Source organism: Tateyamaria sp. 7Alg 36 (genome assembly GCF_059882455.1).
The window spans coordinates 3477370-3496114 of the sequence record NZ_CM187613.1; the positions used below are offsets into that span (position 1 = coordinate 3477370).

Consider the following 18745-nt stretch of genomic DNA (forward strand, 5'->3'; position numbering starts at 1 on the left):
GTCTTTAAGTCAGTGATGGACCAGCGGGTGCACGGGGTCAATGCGGCGCTGACCCCGTGCGCCATGGCCCTAGTCTTCGGTATGGGTCAGTTTCGGCACGTCCGACGCACCGGCAGAGCCGCGCCCCGAAAGCGACGGGTTTTCCATGAAAAAGCGATGGCAGTTAAAGGCGAACATGCCCTCGGCCAGTGGTGGGCGGGTGAATGTGCCATCGGGGGCCATCACCCAGCTTTGGGCGACATCGGCCAGATTGGCGGCCATGACCTGCGACACGATCTGTGCCTTCACGGTGGCATTGTCGATCTCGACCAGCGATTCCACGCGGCGGTTCAGGTTGCGGCCCATCCAGTCCGCGCTCGAGATGAACACGCGCGCTTTTTTCGACGGCAACCCGTGGCCGTTGCCGAAACAGACGATGCGCGAATGTTCCAGAAACCGCCCGACGATGGATTTGACGCGGATGTTTTCCGAGAAGCCCTTGATACCGGGGCGCAGGCCGCAAATGCCGCGCACCACAAGGCTGATCTTTACGCCTGCCTGTCCGGCGGCATAGAGCGCGTCGATCACTTCGGCGTCGATCAGCGAGTTCATCTTGGCCCAGATTTCAGCCGGTTTGCCATTGGCGGCATGATCCGCCTCGGCGGCGATCATTTCCAGCAGGCGCGGTTTCAGTGTGGTGGGCGAGATGGCGAGGTTATCCAGCCCCTCGGGCGGGGCATAGCCCGACAGGTAGTTGAATACCTTGGTGGCGTCGCGCCCCAGTTTCGGATCGCAGGTGAACAGCGACACGTCGGTATAGATACGCGCCGTGCCAGGGTGGTAGTTGCCGGTGCCGAAGTGGGTGTAGGTCACCAGTTTCTTGCCCTCGCGGCGTACCACAGTGCTAATCTTGGCGTGGGTTTTGAGGTCGAGGAACCCGTACACCACATGCGCGCCCGCCCGTTCCAGCCGTCGCGACTGGCGAATATTGGCGGCCTCGTCAAAGCGGGCCTTGAGTTCCACCAGCGCGGTGACGGATTTGCCGTCTTCGGCGGCTTCGCACAGCGCCTCGACGATGGGAGAGTTTTTCGAAGTGCGGTACAGCGTCTGCTTGATCGCCACCACATCGGGATCGCGCGCCGCTTGTTGCAGGAACCGGACCACCATATCGAACGTCTCGTAAGGGTGGTGCAGCAGCATGTCCTTTTGCCGGATCGCGGCCAGCATATCACCGTCAAAGTCGCTGACCCGTTCGGGCACGCGCGGGGTGAAGCTGGGCCACAGCAGGTCGGGCCGGTTGTCGAGCACCAGCGCGGACAGGTCCGACAGGCCGATCATGCCGTTCACCTCGACCACTTCGGCCTCGCTGACGCCGAGTTCTTCCATGATGACCGATTTCAGCGCCTCGGGCGCGCCCGCGGAATGGGTCAGGCGCACAACCTCGCCGCGCCGCCGCCGTTTCAGGGCCACCTCGAATTCCCGCACGAGGTCTTCGGCCTCTTCCTCGACCTCGAGGTCGCTGTCGCGCAGCACGCGGAATTCGAAATGTGCCTTCAGCTTGTATCCGGGGAACAGGCTGGGCACGTGCACGATCAACAGTTCCTCAAGCGGCAGGAAACGCTGGTCCGGCCCCGGAAGGGCGATGAAACGGTCGATCTGGGCGGGAATGGGCAGCAGGGCCTGCAAGACGCGCTTGTCGGATTTCCGTTCCATCTGCAGCGCCAGCGCATAGCCGGTGTTGGGGATAAAGGGGAACGGGTGCGCGGGGTCGATTGCCAGTGGCGACAGAACCGCGAACACCTCGGCCAGAAACACCTCTTCGAGATAGGCGAGGTCTTCTTCGGTGAGTTCGTCGCGGGTGAGAACGTTGATGCCCGCGACTTCCATCTCGTTCAGCAGATCGGCCAGAACACGCTGCTGTTCGCGCAGCAGGGCGCGGGCGTTTTCGTTGATCAACACCAGTTGTTCGGCAGGCGACAGCCCGTCCGCCGCAGGGGTGGTGTTGCCCGCAATCGCCAGTTCGCGCAGGCCCGCGACCCGCACCGTATAGAATTCGTCGAGATTGCCCGCCGAGATCGACAGAAAGCGCAACCGCTCAAGCAGCGGAACGCGCGGGTTCTCGGCCTCTTCCAGCACGCGCCAGTTAAAGCCCAGCCAGCTGAGTTCGCGGTTGAAAAACCGTCCCGGCCCCGCGGTGTCCACATCGGGCAGATCAATGGCGTCGGGGAAGGGCGAGGCGAGGAAATCGGCGTTGGTCATGGCGGGGGTATGGCGATCAAATATGAAAGTTAAGTGACGACTATCCTTCGCCGGACAGGTCATTGTCCAGCACTAGAACGGCGAGGGGCCGCGTGACGGGTTTTTTCTGCGCAAGGCTGGCGGCATCAAGGGCAGAGACAATGCGCCGTGCCGCGTCAAAGCTGCGCTCCATCCGGCTGACGAGATAGGGGATCACGTCGGGGCGCGGTGTCAGTTGGCGGTCGTTGAACAGCTTGGCAAGCACCACGGCCAGCAGGCTGTCATCTGGGGGATCAAGGGTGGCATTGCCCGCCGCGTCGATGCGGCTTTGCAGATCGGGCAGGGTCATGGCCCAGTGCGACGGTGCTGCCGCACCCGTCATCAGCAGCGGGTGGCGCAACCCGTGCAGCAGGTTGTGCAGGTGGAACAGGGCGGTTTGCTGTTGTGGTGCGTCGCGGATGTCGGGCACGTCCTCGACCGCGACGGGGCCTGTGGCCAGCGTATCCACGGTGTCGGGGTCAAGGTCGCATGCATTGATGATCCGCGCACCAGTGGCATCGGCCCAGATGTGGGTCAGGTGGGTCTTGCCCGCGCCCTTGGGGCCGCTCAGGACCAGCTTGCCCTTTTCCCATGTGGGCCAGCTGTCGATCATTGCCAAGGCCAGCGCGTTCGAGGGCGCAACCATGAAGTCATCGCGCCCCCAGGCGTTTTGCGCTGGCAGGTCCAGTCCGAGTTGTTTGGTCACGACTACCCCTGCGCCTCGTCTTTTTGATCGTGTGACAGGCCGGTATAAAGGCGGCTGTGCTGGTATTGCTGGATCAGGAAGCGCACGATTACCCCAAGCGAGGCCGCCATCGGCACCGCGACCAGCATCCCGACAAAGCCGAACAGCGCGCCGAACACGGTCAGCGACAGGATCAGCCAGACGGGGTGCAGCCCGACGCTTTCGCCCACCAGTTTGGGGGTCAGGAAATTGCCCTCGGCCACTTGGCCAAGCATGAAGATGCCCGCGACGGCGGCTATCCACGCCCATTCGCCCCAGAACTGGAACAGGGCCAGCCCGATGGCCAGCGCGCCGCCGACCAGCGCGCCGACATAAGGGATAAAGGTGAGCAGGCCCGCGACAAAGCCGACCACGAGGCCGAATTGCAGCCCCACTAGCATCAGCGCCACCGCGTAATAGGCCCCGAGGATCAGACAGACCGTGCCCATGCCACGGATGAAGCCGGCCAGCGTCGCGTCGATCTGTTTGGCCAGATGGCGGATGGTGGGGGCGTGGTCGCGGGGCAGCAGGCGGTCGATGCGCGCCACCATGCGGTCCCAGTCAAGCAGCATATAGACCGCCACCACTGGCACGATGACAAACAGCACAAGGATGTTCAGCAGGCTTGCCGCCGAGGTCAGCGCCGAATTCAGCAGTGCGCCGCCGCGTTCGGAGATCGTCTGGCCCAACGCGTCCAGCGATTTGCGCACGGTGGAATCGTCATCCAGCAAGCTGGGGAAACGTTCGGCAAGGAAAGTCCCCACATTCTGCGCGATTTCAGGCGCGGCGTTGAACAGTTGCACTGCCTGTTGCACCAGCGTCGGAATGACCAGCAGCACCAGAATGACAAAGACCAGAATGGCCGTAACGGTGATGATCCCCGTGGCAAGGCCGCGGCTGCACCCGTGCGCTTCGAGCCAGTCGGCCACCGGATCAAGGAAATAGGCCACGGCCGCCCCGAGGAAGAAGGGCAAGAGCTGATCCCCGAGCGCGTAGAGCAACAGGAAAAACACCGCCGCCGCCGCGCCCCAATATTTGAACTGTTCGCGCACTGGCAGGGCCATGGGGTCTCCGGAAGAAAGCTGCGGTTTGCCTACAGATGCGGGGTTTTGGCCGTGGCTTCAAGACCCCTGCGCGATTGAGCGCCGCGAAAACGGAGCGCTGCGCGCATTACAGTCTGGGATGGGGGCGCTGCCCCCGGCCTTGCGGCCTCCCCCGAGGTATTTGGAACCCAAAGAGATGGGGCGTTGCGGGGCGCGGGGCTTTGCCCTAATCAGGGTGTCGATTTCAAAGGAGTGTCATCCGTGCGTCTGAGCCGTTATTTTCTGCCTGTTCTGAAGGAAAACCCCAGTGAGGCGCAGATTGTCAGCCACCGTCTGATGCTGCGCGCGGGGATGATCAAGCAATCCAGTGCCGGCATTTATTCGTGGCTGCCCTTGGGGTTCAAAGTGCTGCGCAAGCTGGAAAACATCGTGCATGAGGAACAGGCGCGGGCCGGTCACATGGCAATGTTGATGCCGACCATCCAGTCCGCCGATCTGTGGCGCGAGAGCGGGCGCTATGACGCCTATGGCGACGAGATGCTGCGCATCAAGGATCGCGGCGGGCGTGACATGCTGTTTACGCCCACAGCCGAGGAGATGGTCACGGACATTTTCCGCGCCCATGTGAACAGCTATAAAGACCTGCCGCTGACCCTCTACCAGATCCAGTGGAAGTTCCGCGACGAGATCCGTCCGCGTTTCGGCGTCATGCGGGGCCGCGAGTTCCTGATGAAGGACGGCTATAACTTCGATCTGACCAAAGAGGATGCGCTGCATTCCTATAACCGCCATCTGGTGAGCTATCTGCGCACTTACGAGCGGATGGGCTTGCAGGCGATTCCGATGCGTGCCGATTCCGGCCCGATTGGCGGCGATGATACGCACGAGTTCCTTGTGCTGGCCGAAACAGGCGAGTCGGAAGTGTTCTATGACAGTGCGGTCACGGACCTGACCTTTGGCGATCGCGAGATTGATTACGACGATGTCGCGCAATGTGCCGGCGTGATGGAGGAGTTTACCAACCTTTATGCGCGCACGGACGAGACCCATGACGAGGCCCTGTTCAATGCGATCCCAGAAGAGCGTCGCCGCGTGGCGCGGGGTATCGAGGTCGGGCAGATCTTCTACTTCGGGACCAAATATTCCGACGCGATGAATGCAACTGTTCAGGGCCCCGATGGCAAACCTGTGCCTGTGCATATGGGCAGCCACGGGATCGGCGTGTCGCGCCTGTTGGGTGCGATCATCGAGGCGAACCATGATGACAATGGCATCATCTGGCCCGAGGGCGTGACGCCGTATCACTGCGGGATCGTGAACCTGAAACAGGGCGATGCAGAAGCAGATGCAGCTTGCGAGGTGCTGTATAAAGGGTTGAGCGTACTGGGGCTGGAGCCGCTCTATGATGATCGCAACGAGCGTGCCGGTGGCAAGTTCGCGACGATGGACCTGATCGGTCTGCCATGGCGCATCACCGTGGGGCCACGTGGTCTGAAGAACGGCGTGGTCGAGTTGACCTCGCGTCGCACGGGCCAGAGCGAGGAACTGCCGCCTGAAGAGGCGCTGAAGCGCATCGTGGAGATTTACGCGGAGGTCTAACCAGATGCGGCATGCGGGGGCGATTTTGGCGGTGCTACTGCTGGCGCTGCCCGCGCGTGCCGAGGACGTGCATGGCGCGGTGCAGGGGGCGTTTGACCACTGGCTGTCGCAGGGCGCGTTGTCGGGGCAGTTGGCCACGGGCGTGCGCGGGGCAGATGGTGCGTGGGATGTGCAGGCGCATGCCGTGGCGTCCCGTGGTGAACTGGCCAGTGTAAGCAAGTTGATCACTGCCGTCTGTGTGCATCACCTTGTGCAAGACGGGCGGCTGTTCTGGTCGGACCGGTTGCCCGATATCCTTGGCGATGCGCCGGATGTGAGCATTGCGGCGCTGATCACCCACAGTTCCGGCCTGACACCGGATGCGACGCAAGAGGCGATGCCGCGCTGGCTGGACAAGGCGCCGGACGGGGCGGGGCATTTCAGCGCGCAGGTGCTGAAGACGGTCAATGCGCGCGGCGCTGGGGATACGGCGGATGGGGCGTTTTTCTACAACAACGAAAACTATGCGCTGTTGGGGTTGGTGATTGAGGCGGTCTCGGGTCAGCCCTATTTCGAATATTGCAAGGCGGCGCTGGACCTTTCGGAGGACATCGCGCCCAGCCCGCGTTCTGGTGCGATGCAGCCATGGGGTGGTTTGGTGGCGGAACCGTCGGCCTATTTGGCGTTCCTGACGGCGCATTTCGGCCCCGACAGCGTGATTGGCCGCGATCCGATGGCGCTGCCGCATGTGGAGATGGCGCCGGGCGTTTATTACGGGATGGGCATGGTGTTTCGCGCCTTTCGGGGCGGGTACAACTTCTGGCATTTCGGCGCGCTGTGTTTTCCGCGCCGGATGGATGCGGGCAGTTTCGCGGTGATCTGGGACGGGCGTGTTGCGGCACTTGCGCTGTGGGACGGCTGTGTCGATTGGGACGTGATGGCGCAACTTGACGGTGCGCTGGCCGCTGCGGCCCTTGGCGGTGCGCCATGATCCTACGTGTGCTGGTGCTGGCCGGAGGGATGCTTGGCGGGGCGGGGGCGTCGCAATTTCCCGAGTTCTCGCAGCAATACACCCAGCGTCTGGGGGGCGCTGTGGATGCGCTGGCCGAAGTGGTGGCGGATTTCGACACCTCGGCGCAGCGCGCAGGGTTGGACCGTGCCGAGGCGCTGGAGCAGATGCAGGGCGCGCCGTTTCTTGAGGCGCGCCGTGCCGACATGACCCGCACCTTTGCCCGCTATGACGCCCTGCGCGAGGATTTGCAGGTGCTGGAAAGCGCGGGGCCGTTCATGCGCGCCTATCACGCCGCACGGTTGAGCGATGGTGACGTGGCACGCGCCGCGCTGAAAGCATATGAACCTGCGGTGCCGGTCAACATGGCGGGCATGATCTTTGGCGGCTCCGGATTTCTGGCGGGATTGCTGGCCACATGGGCGGGGATGCGCCTGCTGGTCTGGCCGTTTCGCCGCCGGCGCACGGCCGCGCAAGGCTCGGGGGCTTGACCTTGGCCCGTGTGCCCGCCACTTGTGGGCAAAGTCCCGAGCAGGAGCCATAGATGGCGCGCCAGACCACCCCCTTTGCCCCGTTTGAATGGATGATCGCGTGGCGCTATTTGCGTGCGCGCCGCGCCGAGGGCGGCGTCAGCACCATGACGTGGATCAGCCTGATCGGCATCACATTGGCGGTGTTCGCCCTGATTGCCACGCTTTCAGTGCGCTCGGGCTTTCGGGCGGAATTTGTGGATACGATCCTTGGGGCCAATGCCCATGTCACCGTGTACCAGATCGGCGAGGTGACCGAGACGGGCGGGATTGATCGCACCATTTCCGACTATGACGCGCGCGCCGAGGCGTTGCGCGGGATTGACGGCGTGACACGGGTGGCCCCCTTGGTGCGCGGGCAGGTGATGGCGAACCTGCGCAGCCGCAACACTGGCGTTCAGGTTTTTGGCATGACGGCGGAAAACCTTGCCGGATTGCCGCGCATCGCGGACCCCGAAACCGCGCAGGGCGACATCGCACGGTTCGATCAGGGCGTCGCCATCGGGTCGGGCGTGGCACAGGAACTGGGCGCGCAGGTGGGCGACCGGATCAAGCTGATCTCGCCCAACGGGGTCAAGACCGCCTTTGGCACCTCGCCACGCATCAACGCCTACGAGGTCACCTATATCTTCTCGGCGGGGCGCTATGACATTGACCGTGTGCGGGTCTATCTGCCGCTGGCCGAGGCGCAAAGCTTTTTCAACCGCGAAGGCGTCGTGGACGAGATCGAGGTGATGGTGGAAGACCCCGAACAGGTGGACCGCTATGCGCCTGCCTTGCTTGAAACGGCTGGCGAGCGCGCGCAGCTTTGGACATGGCGGGATTCGTCGGGCGGGTTCTTGCGCGCGCTTGAGGTCGAGGACAACGTGATGTTCATCATCCTGTCCATCCTTGTGCTGATTGCGGCGATGAACATCGTGTCGGGCCTGATCATGCTGGTGAAGAACAAGGGCCGCGATATCGGCATTCTGCGCACGATGGGACTGACCGAAGGGTCGATCCTGCGGGTGTTTTTCATCTGCGGGGCGTTCACCGGTATCATCGGAACGGCCATGGGCGTGGTGCTGGGCTGCCTTTTCGCGATCTACATTGATCCGCTGTTTTCCTTTGTGAACTACGTGATGGGGGGCGGTGTGTGGGATCCGTCCATTCGCGGCATCTATGCGCTGCCTGCGCAGTTAAACCTGTCGGATGTCCTAAGCGCGGTGATCCTGTCGCTGGGCCTGTCCTTTGTGGTCACCATCTTTCCGGCGCGGCGGGCGGCGCGGATGAATCCGGTGGAGGCGTTGCGCTATGAGTAATCCAGCAAGCGATCCTGTTCTGGCGCTGAGCGGCATCACCAAAACCTACAACGCGGGCAAACCCAATCAGGTGGATGTGCTGCGCGGTGTGGACCTGAGCGTCGGGGAGGGCGAGATTGTCGCGCTGGTGGCCCCTTCGGGCGCGGGCAAGTCGACCCTGTTGCATATTGCGGGGTTGCTGGACACGCCCGATGCGGGATCGGTCACGCTGGGTGGGCAAAACATGACCGGCCAGTCCGACCGGCGGCGCACTTTGGCGCGGCGCTCGGATGTGGGGTTCATCTATCAGTTCCACCACCTGCTGCCCGAATTCAGCGCGCTGGAAAACGTGACCCTGCCGCAACTGGCCAATGGTGTCGGCAAGGCCGAGGCGCGCGAGCGTTCGAGCGCGCTGCTGGCCCGTGTCGGGGTCGCCCCCCGCGCCGATCACCGTCCCGCCGAACTGTCGGGCGGTGAACAGCAGCGCGTCGCCTTCTGCCGCGCCTTGGCCAACGCGCCACGGCTGTTGCTGGCGGACGAGCCGACGGGCAACCTTGATCCGGCCACATCCGATCAGGTCTTTGACGCGCTGATGGGGCTGGTGCGTGACACCGGCCTGTCGGCCCTGATCGCGACGCATAACCTTGAACTGGCGGCGCGGATGGACCGTACCTTGCGGCTGGATGCGGGGCAGTTGACCACCGTCTAAACTGCTGTCCTGCGCTGTGGAAACACTGTGTTGCGCGTTCTGCGATAGGGCGCGCCTTTCTCTTGTGCTATTAATCTTGGTTAACGTGCGCCACGTGCAGGAGCCTGCCCCATGTCCCAGATTGTCGCCTTGCTGCTGATCTCGCTTGCCCCGTTGATCGGGGCCTTTGGCTCGTCCTCGTACGATCCGGTCGAAGACGAGGATACGGGCGAGGAAACCGGCGACCCCGATCTGACCGGAGAGGCGGTAACCGGCAAAGAGGATGTGGGCGATGATCTGCTGGGCTCCGCGCTTAACGACACAATTAGCGGCCTATCGGGCGATGACACGCTGGCGGGTGGCGACGGCGATGATGTGATGCTGGGCGGTGCGGGTGTTGATCTGCTGAGCGGGGGCGCGGGCGACGACACGCTGGACGGCGCGGATGCCGACAATCCCTTTGACGATGCGCCCGACACGTTGCTGGGGGGCGAGGGCGCGGACCTTTTGTACCTCTCTGACGGCGATCTGGGCACGGGTGGCGACGGGGCGGACGCCTTCCGCCTGCGCGACGAAGAAGACGGCGCGATCACGATCAGCGATTTCGATGTGGCGAGCGACCTGCTGGTCATCGAACAGGAAGAAGACGGCGCCATCGCAGTCACCAGCCAAGAAGTGACCGAGGCAGGCTTGCTGATCACACTCGACAGCGGCGCAACCGTAACATTAACGGGACTGACCGCCGAATTGCCCGACAGCGCCATAAGCTTTCTGACCTTACCGTCCGAGATCGAAGAGGCCGCGCCGGAAGTCGCGAATTTCGCCGGTACGGATGAGGGCGAAACGCTGGCCGCGCCACCTGCCAATACGGCGCAGAACGCGTTCATGGGCGGCGGCGATGACAGCGCCACGGGCGGGGCACTGGATGACACGCTCGCCGGTGGTGATGGCGCGGATACGCTGACGGGTGGCGACGGGGATGACCTGCTGTTTGCGACAGGGGCGGATCCGGCGACGGCGTCGGATGAACAGATCGACCTGCTGGATGGCGGTGCCGGTGATGACACGCTGGTGCTGGGGGCGGGCGATGTGGCTACGGGGGGCGCTGGCGCGGACACGTTTGCCCTGCGCGCCGATGTGGACGCGGTGGTCACGGTCAGGGACTATGACGAAACTACCGACGCGCTGGTGATCGAAGCGGCGGATCCGAGCACGCTGATTATCCTTGGGCAGACGGCGACGGCGGACGGTATCCTTGTGTCCCTGTCATCGGGCGGCAGCATCCTGTTGGCGGGGCTCAGCGATCCTGTCGACCTGTCCCTGATCCGGATCGAGGCTGCGGGCACCTCCACCACTGCTTGACCCGCGCCGTTGTGTTTGTTCTGACTGAAGGGCGCGGTTTGATCCTGCGCGGCCCACAGCGCCAAGGACATCGCCATGACATCTGTTTCCCTTTCCGAGATTGAACGCACCGTGCAGGCGGCCCTGATGCGCCACGGCGCGGGGGCTTTTGCCGCCGCCGAGGTGGCGCGCGCCGTGGCCGTGGCCGAGGCGACGGGCAACCGGATTTGCGGGCTGTACTATCTTGAGAGCTATTGCGCGCAGTTGAAATCGGGGCGGGTGCAGGGCGATGTGGTGCCTGTGGTTACCGCGCCCAAACCGGCGGCCATCCATGTGGACGCGCTCATGGGCTTTGCGCAGCCTGCCTTTGCCTACGGGTTGCCGCCCGCACTGGATGCGGCGCGCCAGTACGGGGTGGCGACGCTGGCCGTGGGCCATGCGCATACGTGCACTTCGCTGGGCTATTTCACCGAACAGATCGCGCGTGCGGGGTTGATGGGCATCGGGCTGACCAACGCATCACCCATTGTCGCACCGCCAGGGGGCAAGACGCGCATGATCGGCACCAACCCGATTGCCTTTTCCGTGCCGGACGGGGCGGGCGGGCTGGCCATGCAGTTCGATCAGTCCACCACCACCGTGGCCTTGGGCAAGATTACCATGGCCAAGGCGGCGGGCACGTCGATCCCCGAAGGTTGGGCGCTGGATCGCGATGGCAACCCGACCACTGATCCCGAGGCGGCGCTGGCAGGGTCGCTCGTGTCGATGGGCGGGTACAAGGGCTGGGGCTTTGGCCTGATGGCCGAACTGCTGGCCGCGGGCATGACGGGCGGCGTGCTTAGCCGCGATGTAAAGCCGCTGAAAGCGCCCGAGGGGCCACCGCATGATTTGGGGCAGTTCTATATCCTGATCGACCCGACCACCTCGCCGGACTTTGCCGACCGCCTGAGCGCACTGGCCGAGATGGTGCAAGCCGATGCGGGCAGCCGCATGCCCGGGCAGGGGCGTGTGCTGTCTGATCCGGCAGAGGTGGATGGCGAGGCGTGGGCGCAGGCCCGTGCGCTCGCCGCGCTGGACTGAGCCGCGTTCAGGCGAGTTGGGTCAGCCAGACCCCTGCTGCCATCAGGGCGATACCGCCCATGCGCGCCGCACTTAGGGCTGCGGGCTGCGCGCCGAACAGGCCGAAATGGTCGATGGCGGCGGCGCTGATCAACTGGCCCAACAGCACAAAGAACACCGCGTTCCCGATCCCGAAATGCGGCGCGATATAGGTGATGGACAGCACGTAAAAGGCCACCAGCACCCCAGCCAGCAACAGGTGTTTCGGCGCCGCCGCCAGCCGCGCCAACCCATGCCCGCCGGTCGCCGCAAAGACGAGGCAAGAGGCCACCATCGCCACCAGAAACAGCACCGCCGCTGCCGCCGCAGGGTTGCCCAGCCGCGTGCCAAGGGCCGCGTTCAATGCGGCCAGCACCGGAATTCCGATCCCTGCCAGCAGCATGATCAGTGCATATTGCGCCATCGTTATGTCCTTATGTCGGGGTCAGCCGCAGATGCCGTTCAATTCGACACCATCCCACGGCAATCGCACGTCATGTTGGCGCGACTGGGGCAGCTTGGCAACCGGCATGGCCTGCGAAATCAGGCTGTGCAGACGCTTGGTGCGCGGCGCTTGGGGGGCCAGCGCACGGCAGCATACGAACTCCTCCACGATGGAGCCCTGCTGTTCGAAGCCGAACTCGGAAAAGCGCCGGTCGCTATCGATTTCAAACAGATAGGGGTCATCGCTGAACTGGTGTTCGGTGGCGGCGCGCAGGGGCGAGTATCCGGTGGTCTTGCGGTTCTGCCACTGCCAGACATGGGTCAACTCATGCGCCAGCAGCATGGCCGCAACAAGGTTGATCTGGTCGGGATAGGCGGGGACGTAATCGTCAAGATACCAGTCCTTGTCGAACAGCACATGCTGCCACAGGGTTACGGCGGCGGGCTTGGCGGTGACGATCTCGTCCTTGGGTGGGGGCACGATCAACTCGCGACAGGTGGTGCGGGGCCGCGCCTTGCGCCGGAAGGTCACCGCCCGCGTCGGTGCACCGTCCACCAGCCGCACCTTTGAAGTATCCAGCGCGCTGCCATGGATCGTCGCACTAAAGGCCACTTCCGCCTCGGTCATGGGACGGCCGCACGTGGCCAGAAAGGTTAATAGAAGAAAGGCGCGCAGATACATCGCCTCAGTAGGGGTTAGAAATCCCGTTGGATCAAGCTGCTATGGCGCGTTCTTGTCCCAGAACGCAGCCCATCGGCGGGAGGCCGCTTAGAGATAGCCCTAATGATGCCTTTTTTGGGTTACGACTTGTTAACTATTCGCGCGGCATACATTGGAGCAATACGGACGCAGTATTGGTCCAGTTGTTTTGGTAACAAGTACACTATTGGTTATTGAGTGCAGGCGGGGGCGAAAGCCCCCGTTTTTCCAAGCGCCCGCTGCGCGGGCGCGTCGACCCGGCAGGGTGTTTCGCAGAAACGCACGAGAGGGTTAGCGGTGCGGCCCTTGATACCCCCTTTTGATTTCTAATAAACGATTGATCCCAACTCAGCGGAAACGCCTCGCGTTTTCGCCGCCCCCGACCCGAACGATTGCTATGCTATCGTGGGGCCGGAATTGCATTGCACAGCAATGCATGAGAGGCGCCCCCATGGGCGGGGGCGACTGCGTCACCCCCGGGGTCTAGCGACCCTCTGCGGCCTCATTTGATCCACTGGATCAAATGCAATACGGCCTCCGACCCGCGGTCGGGGGCTACAAACGGAAAAATAAGCCTGCTGTATTCACAGTTTATTAGGAAGAGTGGTGCGGGTCATTCCCCTCAAACATCCAGCTCCTCCACAAACCGTGCGTTCTCCTGAATGTACTGGTATCGCATCTCGGGCTTTTTGCCCATCAGACGCTCGACCAGATCGCCTGTTTCACCGGGTTCGTCATCGTCCACGGACACGCGGATCAGTTTGCGGGTGGCGGGGTTCATGGTGGTGTCTTTGAGGTCTTTGGCGTCCATCTCGCCCAGACCTTTAAATCGCGACACGTCGATCTTGCCCTTGCCGCCCAGTCCTTTTTCCATGTGCAACGCCTTTTCGGCCTCGTCCAGACAGTACACACGCTTTGCGCCTTGGGTCAGGCGGAACAGGGGCGGGCAGGCGAGGTAGAGGTGGCCGCCGTCGATCATCGGACGCATCTGGGTAAAGAAGAACGTCATCAGCAGGGCGGCGATATGCGCGCCGTCAACATCCGCATCGGTCATGATGATGACCTTGTCATAGCGCAGGTCGTCCAGATTGAACTTTGCGCCCAGACCGACACCAAGCGCCTGTGTCAGGTCCGAGATTTCCGCGTTGCTGCCCAGTTTGGACGAGGCAGCGCCCAGCACGTTCAGGATCTTGCCGCGCAGGGGCAGCAGGGCTTGGGTCTTGCGGTCGCGCGCCATTTTGGCCGACCCGCCAGCCGAGTCACCCTCGACGATGAACAGTTCCGTGCCTTCGCGGTTGGTGGCCGAACAGTCCACCAGCTTGCCCGGTAGGCGCAGCTTTTTCGTCGCGGTCTTGCGGGCGGTTTCCTTTTCCTGACGGCGGCGCAGGCGCTCTTCTGCGCGCAGCACCAGAAAGTCGAGAATCGCACCGGCGGATTTCGTGTCTGCCGCCAGCCAGTTGTCAAAGTGGTCGCGCACCGAGTTTTCGACCATGCGCTGTGCGTCCACAGTGGCCAGCCGGTCCTTGGTCTGGCCGACGAATTCCGGCTCGCGGATGAAACAGGACACCAGCGCACCGGCGCCTGTGGTCAGATCCTCGCGGGTGATGGTGCTGGCCTTGCGGTTGTTGACCAACTCGCCATAGGCCTTGATGCCCTTGAGGATTGCGGCCCAGAAACCGGCCTCGTGGGTGCCGCCCTCCGGCGTGGGGACGGTGTTACAATAGGATTGGATGAAGCCGTCGCGGGCAGGGGTCCAGTTGATCGCCCATTCGACCTTGCCCGGTACCTTGAACTTTTCAAAGCTGACCGACCCCGCAAAGGGCGCGTCAGCATAGGTGGTCGCACCGGCCATCACTTCGGTCAGGTAGTCGGCCAGACCGCCGGGGAAGTGGAATGTCGCCTCGGTCGGGGTGTCGCCATCGGTGATCGCGGTCTTCCAGCGGATTTCAACGCCGGAGAACAAGTAGGCCTTGGACCGCGCCATCTTGAACAGGCGCGCAGGCTTGAGCTTGAGCGAGCCGAAGATGTCAGGATCAGGGTGGAAGGTGACGGCAGTGCCGCGCCGGTTCGGGGCTGCGCCGACTTTCTCCAGCTTGCCCTGCGGCAACCCGCGCGAGAATTCCATTGCATAGAGTTCACGGTTACGGGCCACCTCGACGCGCAGGTGATCGGACAGGGCGTTGACCACGGAAGAGCCGACCCCGTGCAGACCGCCCGAAGTCTGGTAGGAATCGCCGGAAAACTTGCCGCCCGCGTTCAGGGTGCAAAAGATGATTTCGAGCGCGGACTTGCTGGGATCCTTGGGGTGCGGATCGGTCGGGATGCCGCGCCCGTTATCGCGCACCGACACATGGCCGTTTTCGTGCAGCTCGACCTCGATCCATGTGGCGTGGCCTGCGACCGCTTCGTCCATCGAGTTGTCGATGATCTCGGCCACCATGTGATGCAGCGCGCGGTCGTCCTTGCCGCCGATATACATGCCGGGGCGCAGGCGGACGTGCTCCATATCCTCGAGAACCTGAATCGAGGAGGCATCATATTCGGAGGCTTTGGCGGCTCCGCTCAACAGATCGGTCATGGCAGCTGCTCGTTTTTTGTTCATTAGGTTTTCACTATGGCATCAAACCCGAGCGCATAAAAGTGCCCCAATTGGCTGCTCATTGGGATGTTAAGGTTAACAAACGTTTGATTTTACGGCGAAAATCCGCCTATTCCCACACTTTATGCGTGTGTAAAGGTTAATTTTTCCGCAGGTTAAAAGTTAATTTTTCCCATAAATTATCAGTGGTTGGACACATTCCTGCCTTATTTCCCGTTCAGCAAGAAACAATCACGGCGGGAAATTCCTTCCAAACTCCTCCCGCCCCACCTCCACAAGGTCACAGAAAATGCAATTTAAGGAACTGTTCGAAAGAAGCCCCGTCGAGTACTTCATCCACAACGAAACCTCAGGGAAAATACAGTTTCCCGCGGGATATCACCGCTCTGTCAGCTGGTTGCCGCAGATCAACGATATCTTTCCGAACTTCAGCGCAAACTCGACCCAAGGGCATATCAACTTCCACGATTGGGCCGAAGGCGGCTGGACCGTTCTGATGAGCCACCCGTCGACCAAATCCGCCGTCAGCGCGACGGAATGGATGGGGATCGCGGCGCTCAAGGACGAGATCGAAGCGCTTGGTGTAAAGGTCTTGGGGTTCTGCTGTGAGCAGGCCGTTAACCACGCCCGCTGGGAAGACGAATTGAGCGCCGAGTCGGGGCTGGATATCGATTTCCCCACCATCGAGGACAAAGACGGCAAGCTGAGTGCCGCGTTCGGCATGATCCACCCCAAGCAAGGCGCGGACTTTGCGATCCGCAAGACCTTCATTCTGGATCCCAGCATGCGTATCAAGATGAGTTACGAGTACCCGATCAACGTAGGTCGCAGTATTGATGAACTCTTGCGCTCGGTCTCGGCCCTGCAAGTGACCGAAGAACACCGCGTCGGCATGCCGGCGGACTGGGATCAGGGCCAGCAATGTCTTGTCGCGCCCTATGTCTCCGATGCGCAGGCCTGCGCGTTCTACGGCAGTGTTCGCAAGGTGAATGACTATTTCCGCGTCATTGACTGCCCAAGAGGTCCGGCTGGGATCAACGTGGCGGGTTTTCCCCCGCAAACGGTGGCAGAGGCCTATCACCGCAGCGCGCGTTTTGATCGCAACGTAGGCTAACACGGAAACTCAGGTAAGGCGCCCGTTGATCGGGCGCCTTCCTATTTGCAGCGGCTACAGCCAGTCGCGGATGATCGTGGCAATGGCATCGGGTTGCTGGTGGATCAGCCAGTGATCGGCATCGGCCACAGCGGCGCGTGTCAGATCGGGCGCGAACTCCTCTAGCCCTTCGGTTGAAACGGGCAGCAATGCCGTATCCCCATCCCCCCAGATCAGCAGGTGCGGGCAGCGCACCATCAACCTGTCCAGCGGCAGGTCGGGCATGTCCACCGGCTGCCCCGGATCGGCGACCACCAGCGGCGAGGCACGATACCAGTTGATCATGCCGCGCAGGCCCGATTGCCCCCAGATGTCCTTTTGCGCGGCAAGGGCGTCGCCCGACAGCCAGTCGAGGTTCATCTTGGCCGAGAACAGTTTCATCAATCGTGCGAAATCGTCAGCGGCAAAGCGGTCTTCGGACCCGTCCTCGCGCAGCGTGTTGATATATTGCGAGGCTTGCGATTGCGCGCCGCCTGCGGCCATAGCGCGCTGGAAAGGGACGGGATGTACCCCGTTGGCGATGATCAGGCGGCTGACAAGGTCGGGGCGAAACATCGCCAGCCCGTAGGCGACTGAGGCCCCCCAATCATGGCCCATGACGATCAGCGGTGCGTCATCCCCGATCAGCGCGGCCATATCCATGACAAGGGCGGACATAGCATAGTCCTTGACCGCGTCGGGCGCATAGCTTTGGCCATAGCCGCGCTGGTCCGGTGCGATGCAGTGGAACCTGACCGACAGCCGTGTCGCCAGCCCGTCCCATGCGCCGCCATATTCGGGAAAACCGTGCAGCATCAGTATTTTGGGGAGCCCCTCGGCCCCCCATTCACGGATCGTAAAGCTGTGCCCGTTCAGATCGCGTTGCGAAACGCGCATCATTCGCCCTTGGCCTTGGTTTCAAACCGCAGCCCCTTGGCGGTGCGGGGGGCAAAGCCGGTCCAATAGGTGTGGTCCTCGGTCGGGGTGCCGTCCTCGGCCAGTGCCATCACGCCCTTGTTGGAGTCCGCGATCAGGTCAAGATAGGGCGCCATGTCGCTGTCCTGCTTTAGATGCTGCCCCATGAAGGCGGTCGCGAAATGCTGGGCGATGTTGTTCATGCGCGTCGTGTCCCAGACCGCGTCGGCATAATGGTCAAAGGGCACCACGTCCGGCTTGGCCGAGGGCAGCCAAGCCTCGGCAGGGGCGGGCATCGGCGCGGCGGCATTGTGGTTGGCATCATCAAAGGTCAGCAGGTGGCGGTCGGTGCCGGTGGTGCCGTCAAAGATACCGCGCATCGCGTCATAGACCGATACGTCATCGGCACTGCCCGCCATCAACATCAGTGGCACGCGCATGCCTGCCAGCCCTTCGGTATCCCAGAACCCCGCATTGTTGCCCCACGGGCCGATGGCGATCACCGCTTTGACACGCGGGTCCATCAGCGCCTCGTGGCTGTCCGATCCGGCGATATGGGCCGACAGCAGCCCGTTGGGCGTGCCCCAGCTGTATTCGGTGGAGGCCTGCGTTACCCCCGCACCGCCAAAGATCAGCGCGCCATAGCCGCCCATGGAATAGCCGATCACGCCTGTGGTGTCGGCGTCCACAATCTCGCCCAACGGACCGTCAAGCTGTGCCATATGGTCGATCACATGCGCCTGATCCAGTGGACGGTTCAGCAGGGTCGATCCGAACGCCGCCTGATCCGAATAGGTGCTGTCGGTATGGTCGATCGACACCGTGACATAACCCTTGGAAGCAAGGTTCTCGCCCAGATGGCTCATCAAAAAACGGTTGCCGGGATAGCCGTGGCTGATCACCACCAGTGGAAAGCGTGCACCACTCGCCGGTTCCGCGTCCCGTGCAGCGCGGCCTGTCAGCGTTACCTCGGTCATGCCGTCGCGCAGCATTGCCTGATAGGTTCCGCCCTGAACCGTGCCAAGGGCGGCGGGATACCAGACTTCGAGCGTCAGCGGGCGGTCATAGCGCGGCACATTCGTGCCCTTCACGTTCAGCACGTCAATGCTGTCAGGGATCACTGTTGTCAGGGTCTGCACCCCGATGGGATAAGTGCCAAAGGGCGCAAGGGCAGGGGCGTCGGGGCGGATCTTGTCAATGGGGTTCGCAAGGGCCGAACCGGATGCGACCAGTGCCGTTACAGCGGCCGCAGCCAACGGAGGGGTAAAGGGGGAAGCCATAATCTTGTCCTTCTGCGCAAAACGTATTTTCCTGAGTGCTCTCCAACGCCCGAGCGGTCACTATCTACGCGGTCAGTGTGCCACAGACGCGGCTTCATACAACCCTTAACCCCACCCGTGACGCAGGG

The 18745-nt window shown here is 62.7% G+C and carries 16 protein-coding genes; 8 read left to right on the forward strand and 8 right to left on the reverse strand.

The window, feature by feature from the left end; translation table 11 throughout:
• Nucleotides 1-69 precede the first annotated feature (69 nt).
• From AC6GQJ_RS16935 to AC6GQJ_RS16945, 3 genes are read right to left on the reverse strand one after another with little or no spacing between them, the layout of a single operon-like run.
• Complete coding sequence (locus AC6GQJ_RS16935; protein WP_500770390.1) at nucleotides 70-2238, reverse strand: RNA degradosome polyphosphate kinase; 2169 nt, start codon at nucleotides 2236-2238, stop codon at nucleotides 70-72.
• Nucleotides 2239-2278: 40 nt separating this feature from the next.
• Entirely contained in the window at nucleotides 2279-2962 is a 684-nt protein-coding gene (locus AC6GQJ_RS16940; protein WP_500770392.1) for an HdaA/DnaA family protein, read from the reverse strand.
• A gap of 2 nt (nucleotides 2963-2964) precedes the next feature.
• Nucleotides 2965-4044, reverse strand: a complete 1080-nt coding sequence (locus AC6GQJ_RS16945) for an AI-2E family transporter (protein WP_500770394.1) — start codon at nucleotides 4042-4044, stop codon at nucleotides 2965-2967.
• Between the two features lie 240 nt (nucleotides 4045-4284).
• On the opposite strand from AC6GQJ_RS16945, the gene proS reads away from it, so the two are divergent.
• The 7 genes from proS (at nucleotide 4285) to AC6GQJ_RS16980 (ending at nucleotide 11529) form a co-directional block, all read left to right on the forward strand.
• The gene (gene proS / locus AC6GQJ_RS16950; protein ID WP_500770396.1) at nucleotides 4285-5622 is read left to right on the forward strand and encodes a proline--tRNA ligase; all 1338 of its coding nucleotides are present in this window, start codon (nucleotides 4285-4287) and stop codon (nucleotides 5620-5622) included.
• Between the two features lie 4 nt (nucleotides 5623-5626).
• Nucleotides 5627-6592 carry a serine hydrolase domain-containing protein gene (locus AC6GQJ_RS16955; protein ID WP_500770398.1) on the forward strand — a complete coding sequence of 322 codons (966 nt, stop codon included), beginning with the start codon at nucleotides 5627-5629 and terminating at the stop codon, nucleotides 6590-6592.
• Complete coding sequence (locus AC6GQJ_RS16960; protein WP_500770400.1) at nucleotides 6589-7101, forward strand: DUF2937 family protein; 513 nt, start codon at nucleotides 6589-6591, stop codon at nucleotides 7099-7101. Before AC6GQJ_RS16955 ends, AC6GQJ_RS16960 begins: the two co-directional genes overlap by 4 nt.
• Nucleotides 7102-7154: 53 nt before the next feature.
• Nucleotides 7155-8441 carry a lipoprotein-releasing ABC transporter permease subunit gene (locus AC6GQJ_RS16965; protein ID WP_500770402.1) on the forward strand — a complete coding sequence of 429 codons (1287 nt, stop codon included), beginning with the start codon at nucleotides 7155-7157 and terminating at the stop codon, nucleotides 8439-8441.
• Complete coding sequence (locus AC6GQJ_RS16970; protein ID WP_500770404.1) at nucleotides 8434-9129, forward strand: ABC transporter ATP-binding protein; 696 nt, start codon at nucleotides 8434-8436, stop codon at nucleotides 9127-9129. Before AC6GQJ_RS16965 ends, AC6GQJ_RS16970 begins: the two co-directional genes overlap by 8 nt.
• 111 nt (nucleotides 9130-9240) lie before the next feature.
• A complete protein-coding gene (locus AC6GQJ_RS16975) occupies nucleotides 9241-10470 on the forward strand; it encodes a calcium-binding protein (protein ID WP_500770406.1) in 1230 nt (409 codons plus the stop codon).
• A gap of 75 nt (nucleotides 10471-10545) precedes the next feature.
• Complete coding sequence (locus tag AC6GQJ_RS16980; RefSeq protein WP_500770408.1) at nucleotides 10546-11529, forward strand: Ldh family oxidoreductase; 984 nt, start codon at nucleotides 10546-10548, stop codon at nucleotides 11527-11529.
• Between the two features lie 7 nt (nucleotides 11530-11536).
• Here AC6GQJ_RS16980 and AC6GQJ_RS16985 read toward each other — a convergent pair whose 3' ends face one another.
• The 3 genes from AC6GQJ_RS16985 to AC6GQJ_RS16995 all read right to left on the reverse strand — a co-directional run bounded on the left by AC6GQJ_RS16985 (nucleotide 11537) and on the right by AC6GQJ_RS16995 (nucleotide 15269).
• Entirely contained in the window at nucleotides 11537-11971 is a 435-nt protein-coding gene (locus tag AC6GQJ_RS16985; protein WP_500770410.1) for a DMT family transporter, read from the reverse strand.
• Nucleotides 11972-11992: 21 nt separating this feature from the next.
• Nucleotides 11993-12619: a hypothetical protein gene (locus tag AC6GQJ_RS16990; protein ID WP_500770412.1), complete on the reverse strand. Its 627-nt coding sequence runs from the start codon at nucleotides 12617-12619 to the stop codon at nucleotides 11993-11995.
• Nucleotides 12620-13313: 694 nt separating this feature from the next.
• Nucleotides 13314-15269 carry a DNA topoisomerase IV subunit B gene (locus AC6GQJ_RS16995; RefSeq protein ID WP_500770414.1) on the reverse strand — a complete coding sequence of 652 codons (1956 nt, stop codon included), beginning with the start codon at nucleotides 15267-15269 and terminating at the stop codon, nucleotides 13314-13316.
• 310 nt (nucleotides 15270-15579) lie between these two features.
• Between AC6GQJ_RS16995 and AC6GQJ_RS17000 the strand changes: the two genes are divergently transcribed.
• Nucleotides 15580-16404, forward strand: coding sequence for a redoxin domain-containing protein (locus AC6GQJ_RS17000; protein ID WP_500770416.1), 825 nt, complete (start codon nucleotides 15580-15582; stop codon nucleotides 16402-16404).
• Between the two features lie 54 nt (nucleotides 16405-16458).
• On the opposite strand, the gene AC6GQJ_RS17005 is transcribed toward AC6GQJ_RS17000, so the two are convergent.
• Nucleotides 16459-17319 carry an alpha/beta fold hydrolase gene (locus tag AC6GQJ_RS17005; RefSeq protein WP_500773968.1) on the reverse strand — a complete coding sequence of 287 codons (861 nt, stop codon included), beginning with the start codon at nucleotides 17317-17319 and terminating at the stop codon, nucleotides 16459-16461.
• Nucleotides 17319-18617 carry an alpha/beta hydrolase family protein gene (locus AC6GQJ_RS17010; RefSeq protein WP_500770418.1) on the reverse strand — a complete coding sequence of 433 codons (1299 nt, stop codon included), beginning with the start codon at nucleotides 18615-18617 and terminating at the stop codon, nucleotides 17319-17321. The genes AC6GQJ_RS17005 and AC6GQJ_RS17010 overlap by 1 nt, the downstream gene beginning before the upstream one ends.
• Nucleotides 18618-18745: the final 128 nt, after the last annotated feature.